At 41.7% G+C, this 17,376-nt stretch carries 16 protein-coding genes; 14 read left to right on the top strand and 2 right to left on the bottom strand.

The features are described 5' to 3' along the window. The first annotated feature begins 143 nt into the window (after nt 1-143). The 9 genes from ACHEVO_RS05935 to ACHEVO_RS13420 all read left to right on the top strand — a co-directional run bounded on the left by ACHEVO_RS05935 (nt 144) and on the right by ACHEVO_RS13420 (nt 8,307). Nucleotides 144-881: a uracil-DNA glycosylase gene (locus ACHEVO_RS05935; RefSeq protein WP_201605546.1), complete on the top strand. Its 738-nt coding sequence runs from the start codon at nt 144-146 to the stop codon at nt 879-881. Between the two features lie 27 nt (nt 882-908). Further along, nucleotides 909-1,433 (top strand): tRNA adenosine(34) deaminase TadA, encoded by a 525-nt coding sequence (gene tadA / locus ACHEVO_RS05930; protein WP_394124274.1) that lies wholly within the window; start codon nt 909-911, stop codon nt 1,431-1,433. Between the two features lie 189 nt (nt 1,434-1,622). Next, nucleotides 1,623-2,390, top strand: a complete 768-nt coding sequence (gene cmk / locus ACHEVO_RS05925; protein WP_394124273.1) for a (d)CMP kinase — start codon at nt 1,623-1,625, stop codon at nt 2,388-2,390. A 307-nt stretch (nt 2,391-2,697) separates the two neighbouring features. Next, nucleotides 2,698-4,386: a 30S ribosomal protein S1 gene (gene rpsA / locus ACHEVO_RS05920; protein WP_057759193.1), complete on the top strand. Its 1,689-nt coding sequence runs from the start codon at nt 2,698-2,700 to the stop codon at nt 4,384-4,386. A gap of 324 nt (nt 4,387-4,710) precedes the next feature. Further along, complete coding sequence (locus ACHEVO_RS05915; protein ID WP_057759195.1) at nt 4,711-5,016, top strand: integration host factor subunit beta; 306 nt, start codon at nt 4,711-4,713, stop codon at nt 5,014-5,016. A 62-nt stretch (nt 5,017-5,078) separates the two neighbouring features. Next, complete coding sequence (locus tag ACHEVO_RS05910) at nt 5,079-5,486, top strand: lipopolysaccharide assembly protein LapA domain-containing protein (protein ID WP_394124272.1); 408 nt, start codon at nt 5,079-5,081, stop codon at nt 5,484-5,486. 104 nt (nt 5,487-5,590) lie between these two features. Continuing rightward, complete coding sequence (gene pyrF, locus ACHEVO_RS05905) at nt 5,591-6,289, top strand: orotidine-5'-phosphate decarboxylase (RefSeq protein WP_394124271.1); 699 nt, start codon at nt 5,591-5,593, stop codon at nt 6,287-6,289. 210 nt (nt 6,290-6,499) lie between these two features. Further along, the gene (locus ACHEVO_RS05900; protein WP_394124270.1) at nt 6,500-7,312 is read left to right on the top strand and encodes a metallophosphoesterase; all 813 of its coding nucleotides are present in this window, start codon (nt 6,500-6,502) and stop codon (nt 7,310-7,312) included. A 158-nt stretch (nt 7,313-7,470) separates the two neighbouring features. After that, a complete protein-coding gene (locus tag ACHEVO_RS13420) occupies nt 7,471-8,307 on the top strand; it encodes a histidine phosphatase family protein (protein ID WP_296207559.1) in 837 nt (278 codons plus the stop codon). Nucleotides 8,308-8,468: 161 nt separating this feature from the next. Here ACHEVO_RS13420 and rpsT read toward each other — a convergent pair whose 3' ends face one another. Then, nucleotides 8,469-8,735, bottom strand: coding sequence for a 30S ribosomal protein S20 (rpsT, locus tag ACHEVO_RS05885; protein ID WP_010200097.1), 267 nt, complete (start codon nt 8,733-8,735; stop codon nt 8,469-8,471). Nucleotides 8,736-9,199: 464 nt separating this feature from the next. Here rpsT and ACHEVO_RS05880 point away from each other — a divergent pair, with 464 nt between their 5' ends. The 5 genes from ACHEVO_RS05880 to ACHEVO_RS05860 all read left to right on the top strand — a co-directional run bounded on the left by ACHEVO_RS05880 (nt 9,200) and on the right by ACHEVO_RS05860 (nt 16,870). Beyond that, the gene (locus tag ACHEVO_RS05880; protein ID WP_296208019.1) at nt 9,200-9,901 is read left to right on the top strand and encodes an NAD-dependent epimerase/dehydratase family protein; all 702 of its coding nucleotides are present in this window, start codon (nt 9,200-9,202) and stop codon (nt 9,899-9,901) included. A gap of 190 nt (nt 9,902-10,091) precedes the next feature. Beyond that, the gene (rraA, locus tag ACHEVO_RS05875; protein ID WP_394124269.1) at nt 10,092-10,628 is read left to right on the top strand and encodes a ribonuclease E activity regulator RraA; all 537 of its coding nucleotides are present in this window, start codon (nt 10,092-10,094) and stop codon (nt 10,626-10,628) included. Between the two features lie 217 nt (nt 10,629-10,845). Next, entirely contained in the window at nt 10,846-14,556 is a 3,711-nt protein-coding gene (mfd, locus tag ACHEVO_RS05870) for a transcription-repair coupling factor (protein ID WP_394124268.1), read from the top strand. A gap of 150 nt (nt 14,557-14,706) precedes the next feature. After that, nucleotides 14,707-15,138 (top strand): HIT domain-containing protein, encoded by a 432-nt coding sequence (locus ACHEVO_RS05865; protein WP_057759208.1) that lies wholly within the window; start codon nt 14,707-14,709, stop codon nt 15,136-15,138. Between the two features lie 310 nt (nt 15,139-15,448). After that, complete coding sequence (locus ACHEVO_RS05860; protein ID WP_394124267.1) at nt 15,449-16,870, top strand: adenylate/guanylate cyclase domain-containing protein; 1,422 nt, start codon at nt 15,449-15,451, stop codon at nt 16,868-16,870. A 97-nt stretch (nt 16,871-16,967) separates the two neighbouring features. Here ACHEVO_RS05860 and fdx read toward each other — a convergent pair whose 3' ends face one another. Further along, nucleotides 16,968-17,306 (bottom strand): ISC system 2Fe-2S type ferredoxin, encoded by a 339-nt coding sequence (gene fdx, locus ACHEVO_RS05855; RefSeq protein ID WP_394124266.1) that lies wholly within the window; start codon nt 17,304-17,306, stop codon nt 16,968-16,970. Nucleotides 17,307-17,376: the final 70 nt, after the last annotated feature.

Genomic DNA, 17,376 nt, shown 5'->3' with positions numbered 1-17,376 from the left:
TTACAGCGGTAGCCGTTTTTTTATTGCTATAATTTATTAACAAAGCGTACACCATTTTTTGTTAGTATGATTATTTACATTAAGCTGGCTTTAACAAAGCTATGGAACTTATAACAAGATAATAAGTATAAAAAGGACACACTATGGAACTTTTTGATGAACCGACAACCAAGACTCCAGAACAAAAACAAGCGATTTTAGACAATGTCCGTTTACCAGAAGACTGGAAAACAGCATTAGCAGATGAATTAACGTCTGAGAATATGGACAATCTACGCGCTTTTTTAAAAGAGGCCTATCAGTCGGATGATAGTATCTATCCGCCTGCACCATTGATGTTCAATGCGCTGAACCTTACGCCGTTATCGCAAGTCAAAGTGGTAATCTTGGGCCAAGATCCTTACCATCGTCCAGGTCAGGCTATGGGGTTATCATTTTCTGTTCCTAAAGCCATTCCTAAGCCACCATCATTAAATAATTTACTTAAAGAAATGGCAGATGACATTGGCATTCGGCCTTCAGCGCATGGCGATTTGACATACTGGGCACAGCAAGGCGTTCTACTGCTTAATAGCTCACTAACTGTCCGAGAAGGCGAGCCAAATAGTCATCAAAATAAAGGCTGGGAGCAGTTTACTGATGCCGTCATCGATGCCGTCAATGAACAGACAAAGCATACCGTATTTATTTTGTGGGGTAGTAAAGCCCAGAAGAAAGGTAAGTATATCGATACCGATAAGCATTTAATTTTGACAGCGGTACATCCATCACCACTCGCGGCAAACCGTGGCGGCTTCTTTGGCACTAAACCTTTTTCTAAAACAAATGACTACTTGGTGCAGTATGGCCAAACTCCAATTGACTGGCAATTACCACAATAAATGCAAAATATACAGAATATAAGCTTAATGCCGTATCAACCTTTAAATATTCAGGCTAGCACCTTTTGGTTAGCTGAAGATATTAAATGGATGCAACAAGCAATTCAGCTTGCTAAGCAAGGTGCTGAGCGAGGAGAGGTACCGGTAGGTGCGGTATTGGTACATGATCAGCAGATTATAGGTAAAGGGTTTAATCAACCTATTATTAGCCATGATGCTACTGCTCATGCAGAGATAGTTGCATTGAGAGACGCTTGTACACGTTTAGAAAACTATCGCCTGCCGCTACAGACTACTTTATATGTCACTCTAGAGCCCTGTACGATGTGTATCGGCGCATTAATCCATGCGCGTGTAAACAAGCTGGTGTACGCAGCGAGTGAACCGCGTGCTGGGATGGTTGGTAGTCAAATGGACTTATCATTACAACCTTTTTACAACCATAGTATTCAAGCCTATAGCGGGTTATGCAGCGAGCATAGCAGTCAAATACTCAAGACATTTTTTCGTGAGCGTAGGCAAGCGGCAAAAAAGAATAAAGCCACTATGTAAACTAGAAATACTAATAAACAAGATATCAGTCTTGGTGCTAGTGGTCACGATGATTTTTTGCTATAATATTGCCCTATTTGATAGCACGCATTTCAATGGGCTATCAAAGACTTAACATACGAATAAATATTGTTTTATTAATGACATACGATAAGCGATATAAGTAACGCATATTATTGAGTAAGTATTATGACTAGTTCTACACCTGATAATGTTTTACTCAATACAGAGAATAGCCACATCTCATCAGTGCGCTATCCTGTTATTTGTATCGATGGTCCTAGTGGCGCTGGTAAAGGCACTGTTACATGGCGTCTGGCACAAGTACTGGGTTATCAGTTGTTAGACTCTGGTGCGCTTTATAGAATTGTCGGACTAAAAGCCTTTGAAGCGGGTTTGATTAGCGCAGATGCTAGCCAATCAATTGACGAAGATGCTGTACTGGCATTGACTGAAAGCTTAGAGATAGCGTTTGTACCAAACAATGACTCAGGACGTGTAGATATCATTGTTAATGGACAAGCAGTAGGTGAGCAAGTACGCAATGAAACGGTCGGAGGCTATGCATCACAGATAGCTGTCTTTCCACAGGTTCGCCAAGCATTGCTTAAGTTACAACAAGATATGGCCACTCGTTCTGGTTTAGTAGCTGATGGCCGCGATATGGGTACGGTTGTTTTCCCAGATGCTGATGTTAAGGTGTTTTTGACCGCCAGTGCTGAAGCACGTGCAGAGCGCCGTGTGACTCAGTTGTTGAACGCTGGTCAAACAGCAGATTTTGAAGCGATTTTAGCGACGATAAAAGAGCGTGATGACCGTGATGAAAATCGCAGTACAGCGCCATCAAAGCCTGCGGCAGATGCCCTATTACTTGATAGTTCAGCACTGAATGCCGATGCAGTATATGAGCAGGTCAAAAAGCATTGCCAAGATAAAGGTGTGTTTTTCAACAGTTAGTTATTTAATAGCTAGTAAAAACAACATATTAAGTACCAAAAAGTTTCCTATTAATCATTGTTTTAGTATAAAATAATACGGTTAAGTTAAATTTTATTGAAGCAGTAAGAAAAACCTAGTTTATTTAAGATATTGCAGTCGATATAAGACAGTTGTTGTTAGTCAGTTTTAATTACGATGAGCTCGCTATCAACAAACGTTTTTTTATATGATTGCATGGGATATAAAACCAGTATTTCGTTCTATACAATCATAAATTTGATCCGTACTGTGCTGGACAGGATACGGCTATACAAAGGTAGACATAATGGAATCATTTGCTGAACTATTTGAAGCGAGCATTGAAGAGCAGGGCCTAGATATCGAGCGTGGCTCGGTTATTACAGGTGCTGTTGTGGCCATCGATAGTGATTGGATCACAGTAGATACTGGTCTTAAATCTGAAGGTATCGTCGCTCGTGAAGAGTTTTTAAGCGAAGAAGGCGAACTTGAAGTTGAAGTTGGCGATAGCGTTGATGTCGTAGTTGAAGCGGTTGATAACGGCATGGGTCAAACCTTGCTGTCACGTGAGAAAGCTAAACGTGTTGAAACTTGGAACTTCCTTGAAAAAATCGCTGATAACGATGAAATCGTTAAAGGTATTATCTCAAGCAAAGTTAAAGGCGGTTTCACTGTAGATATCGGTTCAGTACGCGCGTTCTTACCAGGTTCATTGGTAGATGTACGTCCTATCCGTGATACAACGCATCTTGAAGGCAAAGAGCTAGAATTCAAAGTCATCAAACTTGACCAGAAGCGCAACAACGTTGTTGTTAGCCGTCGTGCAGTTATGGAAGCTGAAAACTCAGCTGAGCGCGAAGAGCTATTGAACAAGCTTGAAGAAGGCATCGAGATCGAAGGTATCGTTAAGAACCTTACTGATTACGGCGCGTTCGTTGATCTAGGTGGTATCGATGGTCTATTGCACATCACTGACATGGCATGGCGCCGTATCAAGCATCCATCTGAAGTTGTTGAAGTTGGCCAAGACCTAAAAGTTAAAGTATTGAAGTTTGACCGTGAACGCAACCGCGTTAGCCTAGGTCTAAAACAACTTGGTACTGATCCTTGGGATAACGTTGGCGGCACTTACCCAGTAGGTAGTGTTGTAAAAGCTCGCGTAACCAACTTGACTGACTATGGTTGTTTCGCTGAGATTTCTGAAGGTATCGAAGGTCTAGTACACGTATCAGAAATGGATCATACCAACAAAAACATCCACCCATCTAAAGTTGTTCAAGTGGGCGATGAAGTTGAAGTAATGATTCTTGATATCGATGAAGAACGTCGTCGTATCAGCCTAGGTATCAAACAAACTCTAGCTAACCCATGGGATGAGTTTGATAAGAAACATGAGCGCGGTGATAAAATCACTGGTACTATCAAATCAATCACTGACTTCGGTATCTTTATCGGTCTAGACGGTGGTATTGATGGTCTTGTTCATCTATCTGATATCTCTTGGAACGAAACTGGCGAAGATGCTATCCGTAACTACAATAAAGGCGACACCGTTGAAGCAATGGTATTGTCTGTAGATGCAGAAGCTAACCGTATCAGCCTAGGCGTGAAGCAGTTAAGCTCTGATCCATTCAACGAATACCTAGTCAACAATGACCGTGGTGCTATCGTTAATGGTAAAGTAAAAGAAGTAGATGCCAAAGGCGCTACTATCGAACTTGCTGACGAAGTTGAAGCTTATCTACGTGCTTCTGAAATCCAACGTGACCGCGTTGAAGATGCAACTAAGCATCTGACTGTTGGTGATGACGTTGAAGCTAAAATCATCAGTGTTGATCGTAAAACACGCAACATCAACTTGTCTATCAAAGCGAAAGACGAAGCTGAAGAGCGTCAAGCGATTAAAGATCTTGGTAGCACCAACACTACTGCTGCTCCAGGTTCTGATGCACAGCCAAAAACTATTGGTGATTTGATCAAAGAGCAAATGCAGTAAGCTGCAAACTATTGATATAAAAGTAATATAAAAAAAGCGACTTCGGTCGCTTTTTTTTATGATTAGATTTTATTAACACAGTTAGTAATAGAGGTTTTTAGCCAAATGGGCAAACTCTTATTCCCATTTACGCTAATATCCGCTATCATTTGCACCATTGAGTAACGAGATGATAGTTATAAGCTTTTTATGGTCATAATATGATTCTGAATGTTAGTTTTCAAAGATTCAGTATATATAGTTTAATTATACAAACGCATTTACGTACTATAGAGCGTTGACTTATCATCAGCTTATCCATCAATCAACAAGGCAAGCGTAATAATGCAGCAAGCGATTAACAAATCCGAATTTATTAGTAATTTGAGTGCAAACTGTGACAACATGGCAGATACCGTGGTTGATGACGCAGTGCGTGAAATCTTAAACTTGATGACCCATACTTTAGCCAATGATGGCCGAGTCGAAGTTCGCGGATTCGGTAGTTTTTGTCTACATCATCGCCGTGCCCGTATGGGACGCAATCCTAAGACAGGTGAAAGCGTACCTGTACCGGCTAAAGCGATTCCACATTTTAAGCCAGGCAAGGCCTTACGCGAAGCAGTAAACGATACGGTAGCAAACGGTTAATTAAACCAGCACTGGCTATCTAACCGTCAAAATTTATCATTCCAAACTGAGGTAACTGTCTCATGCGCTTTTTACTATTTGTATTGCTATTCTTGAGCTTTGCCTATTCACTTGGTTTGGTATTGGCAAATAATACTGAGGTCGGAGTCAACCTACTGTTTTCGCAAGCACCTACGATGAACCTAGGGTTGCTACTTATTTTGTGTTTGATGCTGGGTATTGTTATTGGTATTTTACTAGCATTGCTTATCTTTCGTGTGCTACAGAATAAGTGGGAAATCTCACGCCTGCAAAAAGCAAATGCAAACCTACAAGAGCAATTGACTCAAGCCAATACAATTATCGATCGTCAAGCAACCGCGCCAACAGTAGATGAAGCTGTTTATGGTGCTTCTGCTACCAATGTACAGAATACTGACGCAACTAGCCTAACTGAAGGCTCTACTCTGTCTAAGCGTAGACGAGATTAAGTCAGTAAGTAATCTTTTAGGTGCTCTCCTAGTTAATAGTTCAAAAATCGCAGTACTGACCTCAAATACAATACTTTGATAACTTCAAAATATATGGTAAAACCATGAATAATGTAATTAACTCTCCAGTTGTCGTCGCTCTAGACAATATGACGGTAGAGGCGTCTCTAGCGTTAGCTGACCAGTTAGATCCGTCTCAATGTCGATTGAAAGTCGGTAAAGAGCTGTTTACCCGTTGTGGTCCTGATATCATCAAGGCATTGCATCAACGTGATTTTGAAGTGTTCTTAGACTTAAAATTCCATGACATTCCTAATACTACTGCTCAAGCAGTATTGGCTGCCGCTGAACTTGGTGTCTGGATGGTGAATGTCCATGCTAGCGCAGGTCTAGAAGCCATGTCGTTGGCAAAACAGCGTTTGCTAGATAGAGATCTTGATACCTTACTTATCGCAGTCACTGTATTAACCTCTATGGATAGTGAAGCGTTGATGCAAACAGGCATCACTGATAGCTTAGATACCCAAGTGAGCCGACTAGCACAATTGACCAAGCAAGCTGGTCTTGATGGGGTAGTTTGTTCGGCTCAAGAAGCAAAGGCACTTAAAGAATTATGTGGTCAAGACTTCAAACTGGTAACGCCTGGTATTCGCTTAGCTGAAGACAATGCAGATGATCAAAAACGTATCTGTACACCAAGTCAGGCGCTAATAGATGGCTCTGATTATTTAGTCATTGGCCGTTCGATCACGCAAGCTTCAGACCCTGCTGCTAAACTGCAGACAATACTTCAAAGTATTTAAGTTTGAATAGATGTTGAGAAAAAGAGACAGCCTAAATGGCTGTCTTTTTACTTTTTGATGGTCGAGGAAAAGCTGCTACACTACTTAAATTTATTCTTACAACCTTTCTAAAATATAATAACTATATGAAAAACGCTCATTTAGCTAAATATCAGTAGTACTGCTATGAGCGTTTATCGCTAATTAGATTTTTAATAATAACGCCACTAAATGATGTTGGATAATATGAAATTACAGATATTGAGTGACTTACATATTGATAGTTATGCACGTCAATCGCACCCCGTTGGACATATTCCTAAAACTGATGCAGATTTAGTATTAGTAGCAGGGGATACTGCTAATAGCGACAAAGGTATGCCGTGGTTGCAAGAGCAAGCAGCACGCTTAGAAGTTCCCCTGATTACTATCGCTGGTAATCATGAATACTTTGATGAAGATGTGTTGAGCTTTGACCATAAACTGGCAACTTGGGATAACTATGATACTGCGTCTAAAAAAGGAGTTCGCGTATTACAATGCCAGCATATCGATATCGGTGATATACGCCTTTTAGGTTGTACGCTTTGGACCGACTATCAGTATCATGCTAATGAAGACACCATGGCTGCTGCTAGGCATTTTATGCGTGACTACAAGCAAATCTATGCAGGCAACGAACTGTTTTCGCCTGAAATATCTATGCAGATTCATGCCAAGCATCGTCAGTGGCTACAGCAAGCATTGATCAAATCTCATGAACTAGGTAAAAAAACAGTAGTCATGAGTCATCATAGCGTCAGTGCATTATCGGTGTCTGAAAAATATGCCAATCTACCGAGTAATGCGGCTTTCGTTAGTGACTTGTCAGGATGGATGCACGAAGACTGGGCACCGATGCTATGGGTACACGGACATACTCATGAAGCATTTGATTATAGAATTGGTAATACGCGAGTGATCGTCAATCCACGAGCCTATCCAAATGAAGTTAGTAGTACGGCATTAGAGTTTGCATGGGACAAAGTTATTGATATTGGCTAGGACCGTGTGTAAATATCTTGTAAATCTTCATTTATTCTAGACATAGACTCTTTTGAATAAAGCGTTTTTTTTAAAGAGTGCAGAGTATTTATAAGATATATTGCAACTAGATTTGTCTGTGGTTCATTCCTGATAAGAAATCTGCTAGGCTTGCTGTCATGAGTAAATATCTGAACAACACCCTGTCCAAAATATCTGCTGACAAGCTTGCGAGTCACACCCCAAGCGCGCCTGCACCTTCGCACCTACCAGATAGTATGATTTCCTCCGTCAGTCTATTGCCTGAAAATAAGCGACTGATACTATTTACCAGGCACTCTTTACGCGAGCGCTCTGATGGTAATGGTTTTGCCAGCTATCAGTTACCGTTGACTCCTAAAGGCCGTATACTGGCAAAGTCTTGGGGTCGTTGGTTATCAGGTCATCTACCATATTCGCTCGACGTCGATAGTATCTCCAGCCCCATTGGGCGTTGTATCGATACCGCGCAGCTGATGCAAGAGGGGGCAGGACTACGGCGTGACATTACGCATCAATCATTGTTAGTTGAGCCTGGCAGTCTTGTCACTGAGCCTGAAATAGCCAATCCTGTGTTCAAAGAAATTGGTGTGCTGAACTTTATTAATCGTTTTTTGCAAGGCAATCTCGAAGGGACTAAAAACACCTATCAAGGGGGTTTGGATATCCTGTCGCTTTTTTACCAGAATCAGCCGCAACATGGTCATCTGATGCTTGCTGTGAGTCATGATACATTGCTATCTGCGTTCTTAGCAGTTATGTTCGATGTGATAGAGATTGATTGGAATGATTGGCCGAAAATGATGGAAGGCGTATTTTTATGGTTTGATGATAAGCCATTTGATCAAGCGAGTGCGCATTTTATTTGGCGAGGTCAGGTATATACTCGGCCGATTAGTTCATTGTTAGACGGTTATCGTGCAGCTGGTTACCATCCTAGCAAGTTGCTATTGCCGCCAGAAGTGCAGTGGAATTAATGTTTTGTTCTTAATCGCAAATTGAAATGAGTTGATAGGGAAGCTGTTCATTGAATACGTTTTGAATAGGCATAAAAAAACCTTGCCACGGTATTAGAACCAGTGACAAGGTTTTAGTCATTACGCTATAAAAGCGAAATGCGGTCTAATCAATACAAATCTTAAGCTTGTAGGCCTTTGATTGTTTTGTTTAGGCGGCTCTTACGACGAGCAGCTTTATTCTTATGAATAATACCTTTGTCAGCCATACGATCAAGAACTGGTACCGCTTTTTTGTAAGCTTCGGTAGCCGCGTCATAATCTTTAGCTGCGATAGCCGCATCAACACGTTTTAAGTAAGTACGAACCATAGAGCGTTGTGACGCAGAGTTCTGACGACGTTTGGTGTTTTGACGGGCGCGTTTACGAGCTTGTGCAGTATTAGCCACGCGTATCTCCTTGATAAAGATAGATAAAAATATGAATGTTGATTGCAATAATGGGTTTAACAATCATCGGTGACGAGCAGCCGTCTCGTCAAATATGATGTCGATGTCTAATATTAAAGCATCTAATATGAATAGATCATCGTAAGCGTCAGAGCTGTTTGGAATAATTAAACAGCGTTGACGTGTAAAGCCGATTATCTTAGCAAATTATTGAACTAAGGACAATATATTTGATGATTAATGCTCAAAGAAGTTACGTAATATCATCGAATTTGGGTCATTCTAGTAACTAAATCAGTAGTAAGCGCTGATAGACGTAGAGGGTTGATAAAATCTCTTACAATATATCCTATATAATAGCGTCAGTTATTGAGGAATTTAGGTATGATATTCTAACGATAGGCCTTGATATAGGTATTTTCTCATCAATATAGTTCATCAAATGTTATATAAGTGGATAGGATATGCAGCGAAAAGCAATTGTGATTGGCGCAACGGGGTTAGTAGGGCAGCATTTGGTAAAGCAACTAAGTGAGCTTTATGACACATTGATTGTGATTGCTCGTCGTCCGCCACGCTACATTAATGCCAGCATGCGTTTTTATCAAATCAATGATTTTGATAATCTCTCTGAAGTGTTTGCAAGTGTTGGTGCCGATCGAACTACGGATGCTTTTAGTTGTTTGGGTACGACAAAAAAGCAGGCTGGTAGTGATGAGGCTTTTCGCAAGGTAGATCGAGACTATAACGTAAATTTTGCCAAGTTATGTCGTGACAAAAGGGTAGAGAATTTCTTTTTACTCTCCTCAATGAATGCGGATATTGACAGTCGTTTTTTATACAATCGAGTCAAGGCTGAGACAGAGCAGGCTGTTATGGCATTAGATTTTGGCCAATTGGTCGTCTTCCGCCCGTCATTATTGCTTGGTAAGCATAAAGGTCGTCCGCTTGAGAGCCTTGGTCAAAAAGCCTTTAAACTCATTTCGCCGCTCGTGTCAGAGTCACTATCGTTACATCCTATCTCTGCTAAACGCGTTGCTAGTGCCATGGCCATGAGTGCTCATGATATCTATCATCGTAGTAAATATCGTACTGAACCTCAAATCAAGCATATCGATATTATCGAAAATAAGCAGATGCTAGCGATGACTCGTGTCAAAAAATAAAGTACATTTTTTCTAGTGACAGACTCAGTCTCACAACTGGAAATCTACAGATATCGATTGTTAATTGCATTGGGACAAGATTGCATTAAAACGAGAATACAAGAGTAAAAAATACAATAACTATTATCAAAGTATCAATAAGTATTTGAATACCAGTCAGTTGAATCACTAAAAACAAGGAGCAGGAGCAATGTCAGAATCGATACAAATGGATAGAGGTAATTTTGTCACTTGTGATCTATTGGATGCCAATCCTGAGTCGCAAGTATGCTTACCAAATATCGAAGGCAAGTCATTCCGTCAGTTTGGTGCGAAAGACAAATTCTGCGGTGAAATCGTGACGGTTAAGTGCTTTGAAGACAATAGCCGCGTTAAGTCACTATTGAATAGCGGTGGCAAAGACAAAGAAGGTAATGGCAAAGTATTGGTCGTTGACGGCGGCGGCTCTATGCGCTGTGCACTACTAGGCGATATGATTGCACAATCAGCTATCGATAATGGCTGGGCTGGGGTAATTGTATATGGCTGTGTCCGCGATGTTGATGACATGGCAGAGATGGATCTTGGTGTGATGGCGCTTGGTTGTATCCCGCGTAAATCAACCCGCCGTGATGAAGGTCAAACGGATATCGAAATCAGCTTCGGTAATTTGATGTTGAATTCAGGTATGTTCGTTTATGCTGATAACAATGGTATCATCGCTAGTGATAAACCACTTATCAGCTGAGGTTTTAGGCTTGGCTTGATTAGCAAAAACGAAAACCTCAGCTGATAAGTTGGGGTTTTTTATTGTGTAATGACAGTTAAAGCGCAATAATCGTTGTTAACCCTAAAGCATTAATGAGTAAACTCTTAAGTGACAAACCGTTACGGCATAAGTTTTGGTAATTGCTCAAATATTCGTATAATAGCTTTCTGACTCCTTAACTTTGATTCTACTCTTTATGCCTATTACTGCTCTGACTGACGCGTTTGACCCTATTAACCAGCAGTTGTTTCCTATCCAAAATGCCGAGCGGCGTTGGCTAGCGCCTGTCCATGGTGCGGTTAGCAGTTTGTGGCTGGCAAGCTTGGTTCAAACGCCTATGTGGAATGTTGCCGAGCGCCTAAAAGTTGTGGTGGCACGTGACCAAAACCAACTCAATCAAATAGAGACTGAGCTGGCATTTTGCGGAGTCGATGCTTACGTATTCCCGGACTGGGAAACGCTAACCTATGATGAGCTATCTCCGCATCAAGACATCGTCAGCGAACGCATCAATCTGTTGACGGATATGCCAAAAACAGGTGTGCTGCTTATTTCGATACAAGCCCTCATGCATCGCGTCGCACCGCCAAGTTGGTTAATTGGTCAGCACTTTGATTTGAGTGTCGGTGATCGATTTGATATTAATACCCAACGCGGGCTACTGGCAAAGGCTGGTTACCGCGCTGTTGAAAATGTCTTTGAACCAGGTGAGTTTGCAGTACGTGGCAGTATTATTGATATTTTTGCCATGGGTCAACCTTTTCCGCTACGTTTAGACTTGTTCGATGATGAAATCGAAACGATTCGCTTTTTTCATCCTCAAACGCAGCGTACATTGACTGCCGATGATTTGAAGGCGATGTTAACGGGCAACGATACCAGTATGGCGAAGGAGTCATTGTCACTACTGCATAAAATGCCAGATATCTCTAAACCTATCGACCAATTTCAAATCTTGCCTGCAAAAGAGTTTCCGCTCGATGAAGGGCGTGAGACGTTCCGCACAAACTTTGCCGCGATGTTCCCCAATACCAGTAGCCGAAAGTCTGAGCTGCATAAAGACGTAATGGCAGGGATTGCTAGTAGCGGATTAGAGTATTATCAGCCGCTATTTTTTGACTTGAAAGACTGGGAGGTGGAGAGTAGTTTATTTTCCTATTTACCAAGCGATGCGTTGTTTATCACCGATGAGTTAATCAATGAAAAACAAGCTGATTACTGGTCACAAATCCAGCGCCGCTACGAAGAACGTCGACATGATATTGATAAGCCTATCGTAGAGCCAACAATGCTGTATCTACTATCTAACGCGCTTAACGAACAGCTAAATCAGTATCCAAGAGTAATATTAAGTGCTCGTGATGAACTGGCTACGATGAATGATGTGGCAGTGTCAGAAAGTATAGATGCCTCACAAATACCATTGCCATCGAGTGTCACTAAACAACAAGGACTGGTGACATTAAGTGCTCAAGAACCGCCACAGTTAGCAGTCAATCATCAAAAGTCTGAACCATTATCTGAATTGCTCGACTTCTTGGATACGCAATCAAAGACTTCAACACCCGTACTAATCGTTGCAGAAACCGCAGGCCGTCGCGAGATTCTCATTGAACTGTTTAAGGGCAAGATTGATATCAAGGCGTACGATAGCTTTGAAGCCTTTTTAGCCGCAGATAAAACCAGCGCTATTAATAACAGTCATCTACCGCATGTCGGTCTGACCGTAGCGCCAATTGAGCGCGGTGTCTATGTGCCTGAACGCTTGGTGTTGATTAGCGAGACACAGCTGTTTGGTCGTCAAGTCTTACAGACGCGCCGTCGTCGCCAAAGCGGTGTGTCAGAAGAGTTCTTGGTTAAAAGCGTCACTGAGATAACAGATGGCAGTCCAGTAGTGCATATTGAGCATGGTATCGGTCGTTATAATGGCTTGATTACCTTAGATGTGGGCGATGGTGAGCAAGAATTTATCCATTTAAAATATTCTGATGACGCTAGTATCTATGTGCCAGTGGCCAATCTGCAAATGATTAGTCGCTATAGTGGCGGCGATCCTGCCTTAGCACCGCTACATAAGATTGGTAGTGGTAAATGGGACCGAGCCAAGCAAAAAGCATTAGAGCAAATTCATGACGTCGCTGCTGAATTGCTCAATATGCAGGCAAGACGTGAGGCCAAAGTAGGTATTCATTTTAAGATAGACCCATCACAGTATGAATTATTTGCCAGTCAATTTGCCTTTGAAGAAACCGCTGACCAAGCAAATGCCATTCGTGCGGTTATGGAAGACATGAGACAAAACCAGCCGATGGATCGTCTTATTTGTGGCGACGTTGGTTTTGGTAAAACAGAAGTCGCGATGCGAGCCGCCTTTATTGCCGTTAGTGCTGGCTATCAGGTTGCCGTACTGGTGCCTACCACATTGCTTGCCGGTCAGCATGAAGACAATTTCCGCGATCGTTTTGCCGATTGGCCAGTTCGTATCGAGAGCTTATCGCGCTTTGGCGGCAAAAAACATCAAGAAATGGTGTTGGCTGATTTGGCTGCTGGTAAAGTGGACATCGTCATTGGTACCCATAAACTGCTACAACCAGATGTGAAGTTTGCCAACCTTGGACTGATGATTGTGGATGAAGAGCATCGCTTTGGAGTACGTCATAAAGAGCGTATCAAGGCTATTCAGACAGATGTCGATAGTATGTCTATGACGGCGACTCCGATCCCTAGAACGCTAAATATGGCGCTCTCAGGTATGCGTGATATGTCGATTATCGCCACGCCACCTGCACGACGACTTGCCATCAAAACTTTTGTGATGCAAAAGACAGAAGCCTTGATGAAAGAAGCCATATTGCGTGAGCTTCTGCGTGGTGGGCAGGTCTATCTTCTACATAATGATGTTGCCAGTATTGAGCGTATGGCAGAGACCATTCGTGACCTAGTGCCAGAAGCACGAGTAGGAGTAGCTCATGGGCAAATGCAAGAGTGCCAACTTGAGCAGATCATGCAGCAGTTTTATCATAAAAAATTCAATGTGTTGGTTTGTTCTACCATTATCGAAACGGGCATTGATGTGCCCAATGCCAATACGATCATCATTGAGCGTGCAGATAAGTTTGGTCTTGCGCAATTGCATCAGCTGAGAGGCCGAGTAGGACGCAGTCACCACCAAGCGTATTGCTACTTATTAGTGCCTTCCCTTAAAGGCCTCAAAGGTGATGCCAAGCGCCGTTTGCATGCGATTGAGCGTGCCAATACTTTAGGTGCAGGCTTTATGCTGGCAAGTGAGGATTTAGAGATTCGCGGTGCAGGGGAGATATTAGGTAAGCAGCAAAGTGGTAATATGCAGGCGATTGGCTTTAGCTTATACATGGATATGCTTGAGCGTGCGACTAAAGCCATCAAAGCTGGCAAGGAACCTGATTTAAATACACCGTTGTCGTTGACCAGTGAAATCAATCTACACAGCTCTGCTCTCATTCCAGAGGAGTATCTACATGACGTGCATCAGCGCTTATTGTTCTACAAGCGTATTAGCAATACCGATGATAAAGAGGCATTGACGGATATTCGTACGGAAATGATTGACCGTTTCGGGGCACTTCCAGATCAAACCAAGCAGCTATTCGCCATTCATGGGTTACGTTTACAAGCAGAGCCACTGAAGATCAACAAAATCGATGCCAACAGTAGTAGTATGACACTGGAATTTGCGCCAGACACTCCAGTTGATGCGTTAGCGATTATTAAATTGATCCAATCAAATGGTCAGCATTATCGTATGAATGGCGCATCTGGTATCCGTTACCAAAATAGCGATAAGTTAGCCAAACCGCAACAGCGTGTGACGGTCATACAAGAGCTGCTGCGCTATTTTAGCGAGCATATGGTGACAGAGCCTGCTTAGTACATAGTTGGTTGTCAAGCAGGCTAGGTAGTTAATCTAAGCCAATAAATTATGGTGCTATTTTATCAACCCGATAACTGATAAAATAGCCAAACTAACTTTTTAACCTTCTATATTTTATTTGCATTAAATAACAAGAGAACCGTCATTATGTTCCAACTTCATCATAAACTTGCTGCTGATAGTTTTTTAGTGGGGGATTTTCCATTATCCACTTGTCGTTTAATCAATGACTGCCAATTTCCTTGGCTGATATTAGTGCCGCGTGTCTCAGGTATCAAAGAGTTATATGAGCTGTCTGAGGCAGATCAAACACAGTTTTTACGAGAGTCGAGCTGGTTGTCGAGCCAGTTAGCCAAAACCTTTCAAGCTGATAAAATGAATGTAGCCGCTCTTGGTAATCAAGTGCCACAGCTTCATTTCCATCATATTGTCCGTTATCAGAATGATATGCAATGGCCAAACCCAGTATGGGGTGTGCCAGCGGTGCCATATACTAAAGAAGTATTGGCGCAAATGCAGCAAACATTAATGATGGCATTACGTGGTCATCACCAAATGCCGTTTGACTGGCAAATGTAATTATCATTCTATCCTGCATTTAATAAGAATAGCTTGAACCTAAATTCTATATGCAAAAAGGGAGGCCAAATACTTAAATGTATCTGGTCTCTCTTTTTATTTAAATTTGAATAAAAGTGTAAAGGAGGGAATAAACTAGATAAAAGGTCGCCTTGTAGTCATCAGTAACCTTGTTTAAACTTATTTCGAAAGTATAATATATTATTAGATATATCTTATGATAAATCGTCATAAGGGCAAATAATGTACATATGTTAGTGTAGTATGCCTTTGTCTCTCAGATAGCTCACCTTATTTAAGTGAATCTCATATGACCTTCTCAGAGACATTCAAACCAATGACGCCGTTAAAGGACACTGGGACCTGTCATTTTGACTATCCAGAAGTATTCGTGTTAATACTGACGGTTGTATTGCGTGCTATATACTACGACTTCCGCTCTATCTCAATGGCATTATTGGTTATTATCACATTGCCAAGCCTCATGATCCTGATATACAACTACCGACGTCAGACTAGCTTTTGGACGTCTAATATCGTTATTATTCTATTATCGGTTGTCATCGGCTCACTACAATGCTGTACGGTCATATCAATCAGTTTGGCTGCTTTGATTGGTGTACGTATCATTCTTAGCCGACCTGAGAATCACCTCAGACTGTTATCTGTATCTGTCGTGACTATCATTGTGTTTTTCTACGTTAGCACAGTCTTAAATGCGAATAGTATGGACTTTGATGAAGGTCTATTACCATTGATAGTAATGGTGGCAAGCTTAGGCGTTATTTTGTACCAGTTCAGGCGTATCTATCAGCAACATATTACTTTTAAAGCACGTGCTCATCAGGCCAGTGGACGCCTGAACACAATGGTATCAGTGATCAATAAGCTTACCCGTTTTGTGCCACCACAAATTTGGGAGCCTATTGTCAAATCGGATAGCCCTGTTAGGGTTTCTAATAAACGCGCAAAAATAACTATCATGTTTTCAGATATTGTCGGCTTTACCGAGCTGTCTGATAGTCTAAGCTCTGATAATTTGGCAGATATCCTCAATACTTATATGCATTGCATGACGTCGATCGCTGATAAACATGGTGCAGTGCTTGATAAGTTTATTGGTGATGGCATGGTATGTTTCTTTGGTGAACCGAATAGCCGTGGCTCGCGTCAAGATGCACTAGATTGTGTGGCGATGGCAATTGATATGCGCCGCGAAATGCGTACTTTGCGCCAAAAATGGCGGTTAATGGGGTTTGAAGGCTTATATATACGTGTTGGTATTACCACTGGCTACTGTCACGTTGGTAATTTTGGTAGTAATAGTCGACTAAGCTATACCATCATTGGCAAAGAAGCCAACCTAGCCTCTAGGCTTGAGTCCTGTGCGGGCAAAGATCAGATACTGGTCAGTGAAAGCACTTACGATTATATATGCCATAACTATGAATGCGAGCACGTTGCCGCATTTTGTTTGAAGGGTATTGATGAAAAGGTCGATGCATGGCAAGTACTTGACCCTAGTGCCAGTACAGGTCATTTGTCTAAATGGGTCGACCACACATTGCCCGGTTTCAATTTGCATTTAAATTTCAAAGATATGAAAGACAATGATTATCAAGATATTAGAGCTCGTTTAAATTTTGCGCTGGAACGCATCGAGCAAGAGGAGGAAAAAGTAGTAAAGAGCATAGCAGCAGAAAGTAAGCGTGAGGATGCCAATCGCAAGTAAGTGTTTTAAGTCTATCGTCTTAAAATTATATATAGAAAAAGGCCAGCTATGTGATAGCTGGCCTTTTTTAATCTTAACTAGAAAGTATCATCAGTGTTTAATGATTTTCTTTAGCATGGTTGAGGGTATATTTAGGAACTTCGATGGTCAAATCCTCATCATCAAGCATGACCTGACAAGACAGACGTGAATCAGGCTCTAGTCCCCAAGCACGATCAAGTAGATCCGCCTCGATATCATCCATCTCATCTAAACTGTTGAAACCCTTACGTACTACAACATGGCATGTGGTACAAGCTTTTGACATCTCACAAGCATGCTCGATTTTAATGCCTTTTTCTAATAGTGCTTTGCATAAGTTGTCACCAGCTTGTAGCTCAACTTCTGCGCCTTCAGGGCAAATTTCGTGGTGGGGTAGTACGGTAACTTTTGGCATAAATTATCTGTCCGATGCTAATCAATTTAAAAAATATTAGAAATTAGCTTAATGTGTTAGCTAAGCTATA

The organism is Psychrobacter nivimaris (assembly GCF_043419765.1).
GTDB lineage: Bacteria > Pseudomonadota > Gammaproteobacteria > Pseudomonadales > Moraxellaceae > Psychrobacter.
This window is presented reverse-complemented; position numbering and strand designations above follow the sequence as displayed.

Bases quoted from the DNA above. Each gene is read 5' to 3' on its own strand.
- ACHEVO_RS05935 (WP_201605546.1), top strand. From the start codon at position 144: ATGGAACTTTTTGATGAACCGACAACCAAGACTCCAGAACAAAAACAA.
- tadA (WP_394124274.1), top strand. From the start codon at position 909: ATGCCGTATCAACCTTTAAATATTCAGGCTAGCACCTTTTGGTTAGCT.
- cmk (WP_394124273.1), top strand. From the start codon at position 1,623: ATGACTAGTTCTACACCTGATAATGTTTTACTCAATACAGAGAATAGC.
- rpsA (WP_057759193.1), top strand. From the start codon at position 2,698: ATGGAATCATTTGCTGAACTATTTGAAGCGAGCATTGAAGAGCAGGGC.
- ACHEVO_RS05915 (WP_057759195.1), top strand. From the start codon at position 4,711: ATGCAGCAAGCGATTAACAAATCCGAATTTATTAGTAATTTGAGTGCA.
- ACHEVO_RS05910 (WP_394124272.1), top strand. From the start codon at position 5,079: ATGCGCTTTTTACTATTTGTATTGCTATTCTTGAGCTTTGCCTATTCA.
- pyrF (WP_394124271.1), top strand. From the start codon at position 5,591: ATGAATAATGTAATTAACTCTCCAGTTGTCGTCGCTCTAGACAATATG.
- ACHEVO_RS05900 (WP_394124270.1), top strand. From the start codon at position 6,500: ATGATGTTGGATAATATGAAATTACAGATATTGAGTGACTTACATATT.
- ACHEVO_RS13420 (WP_296207559.1), top strand. From the start codon at position 7,471: ATGAGTAAATATCTGAACAACACCCTGTCCAAAATATCTGCTGACAAG.
- ACHEVO_RS05880 (WP_296208019.1), top strand. From the start codon at position 9,200: ATGCAGCGAAAAGCAATTGTGATTGGCGCAACGGGGTTAGTAGGGCAG.
- rraA (WP_394124269.1), top strand. From the start codon at position 10,092: ATGTCAGAATCGATACAAATGGATAGAGGTAATTTTGTCACTTGTGAT.
- mfd (WP_394124268.1), top strand. From the start codon at position 10,846: ATGCCTATTACTGCTCTGACTGACGCGTTTGACCCTATTAACCAGCAG.
- ACHEVO_RS05865 (WP_057759208.1), top strand. From the start codon at position 14,707: ATGTTCCAACTTCATCATAAACTTGCTGCTGATAGTTTTTTAGTGGGG.
- ACHEVO_RS05860 (WP_394124267.1), top strand. From the start codon at position 15,449: ATGACCTTCTCAGAGACATTCAAACCAATGACGCCGTTAAAGGACACT.
- fdx (WP_394124266.1), bottom strand. From the start codon at position 17,306: ATGCCAAAAGTTACCGTACTACCCCACCACGAAATTTGCCCTGAAGGC.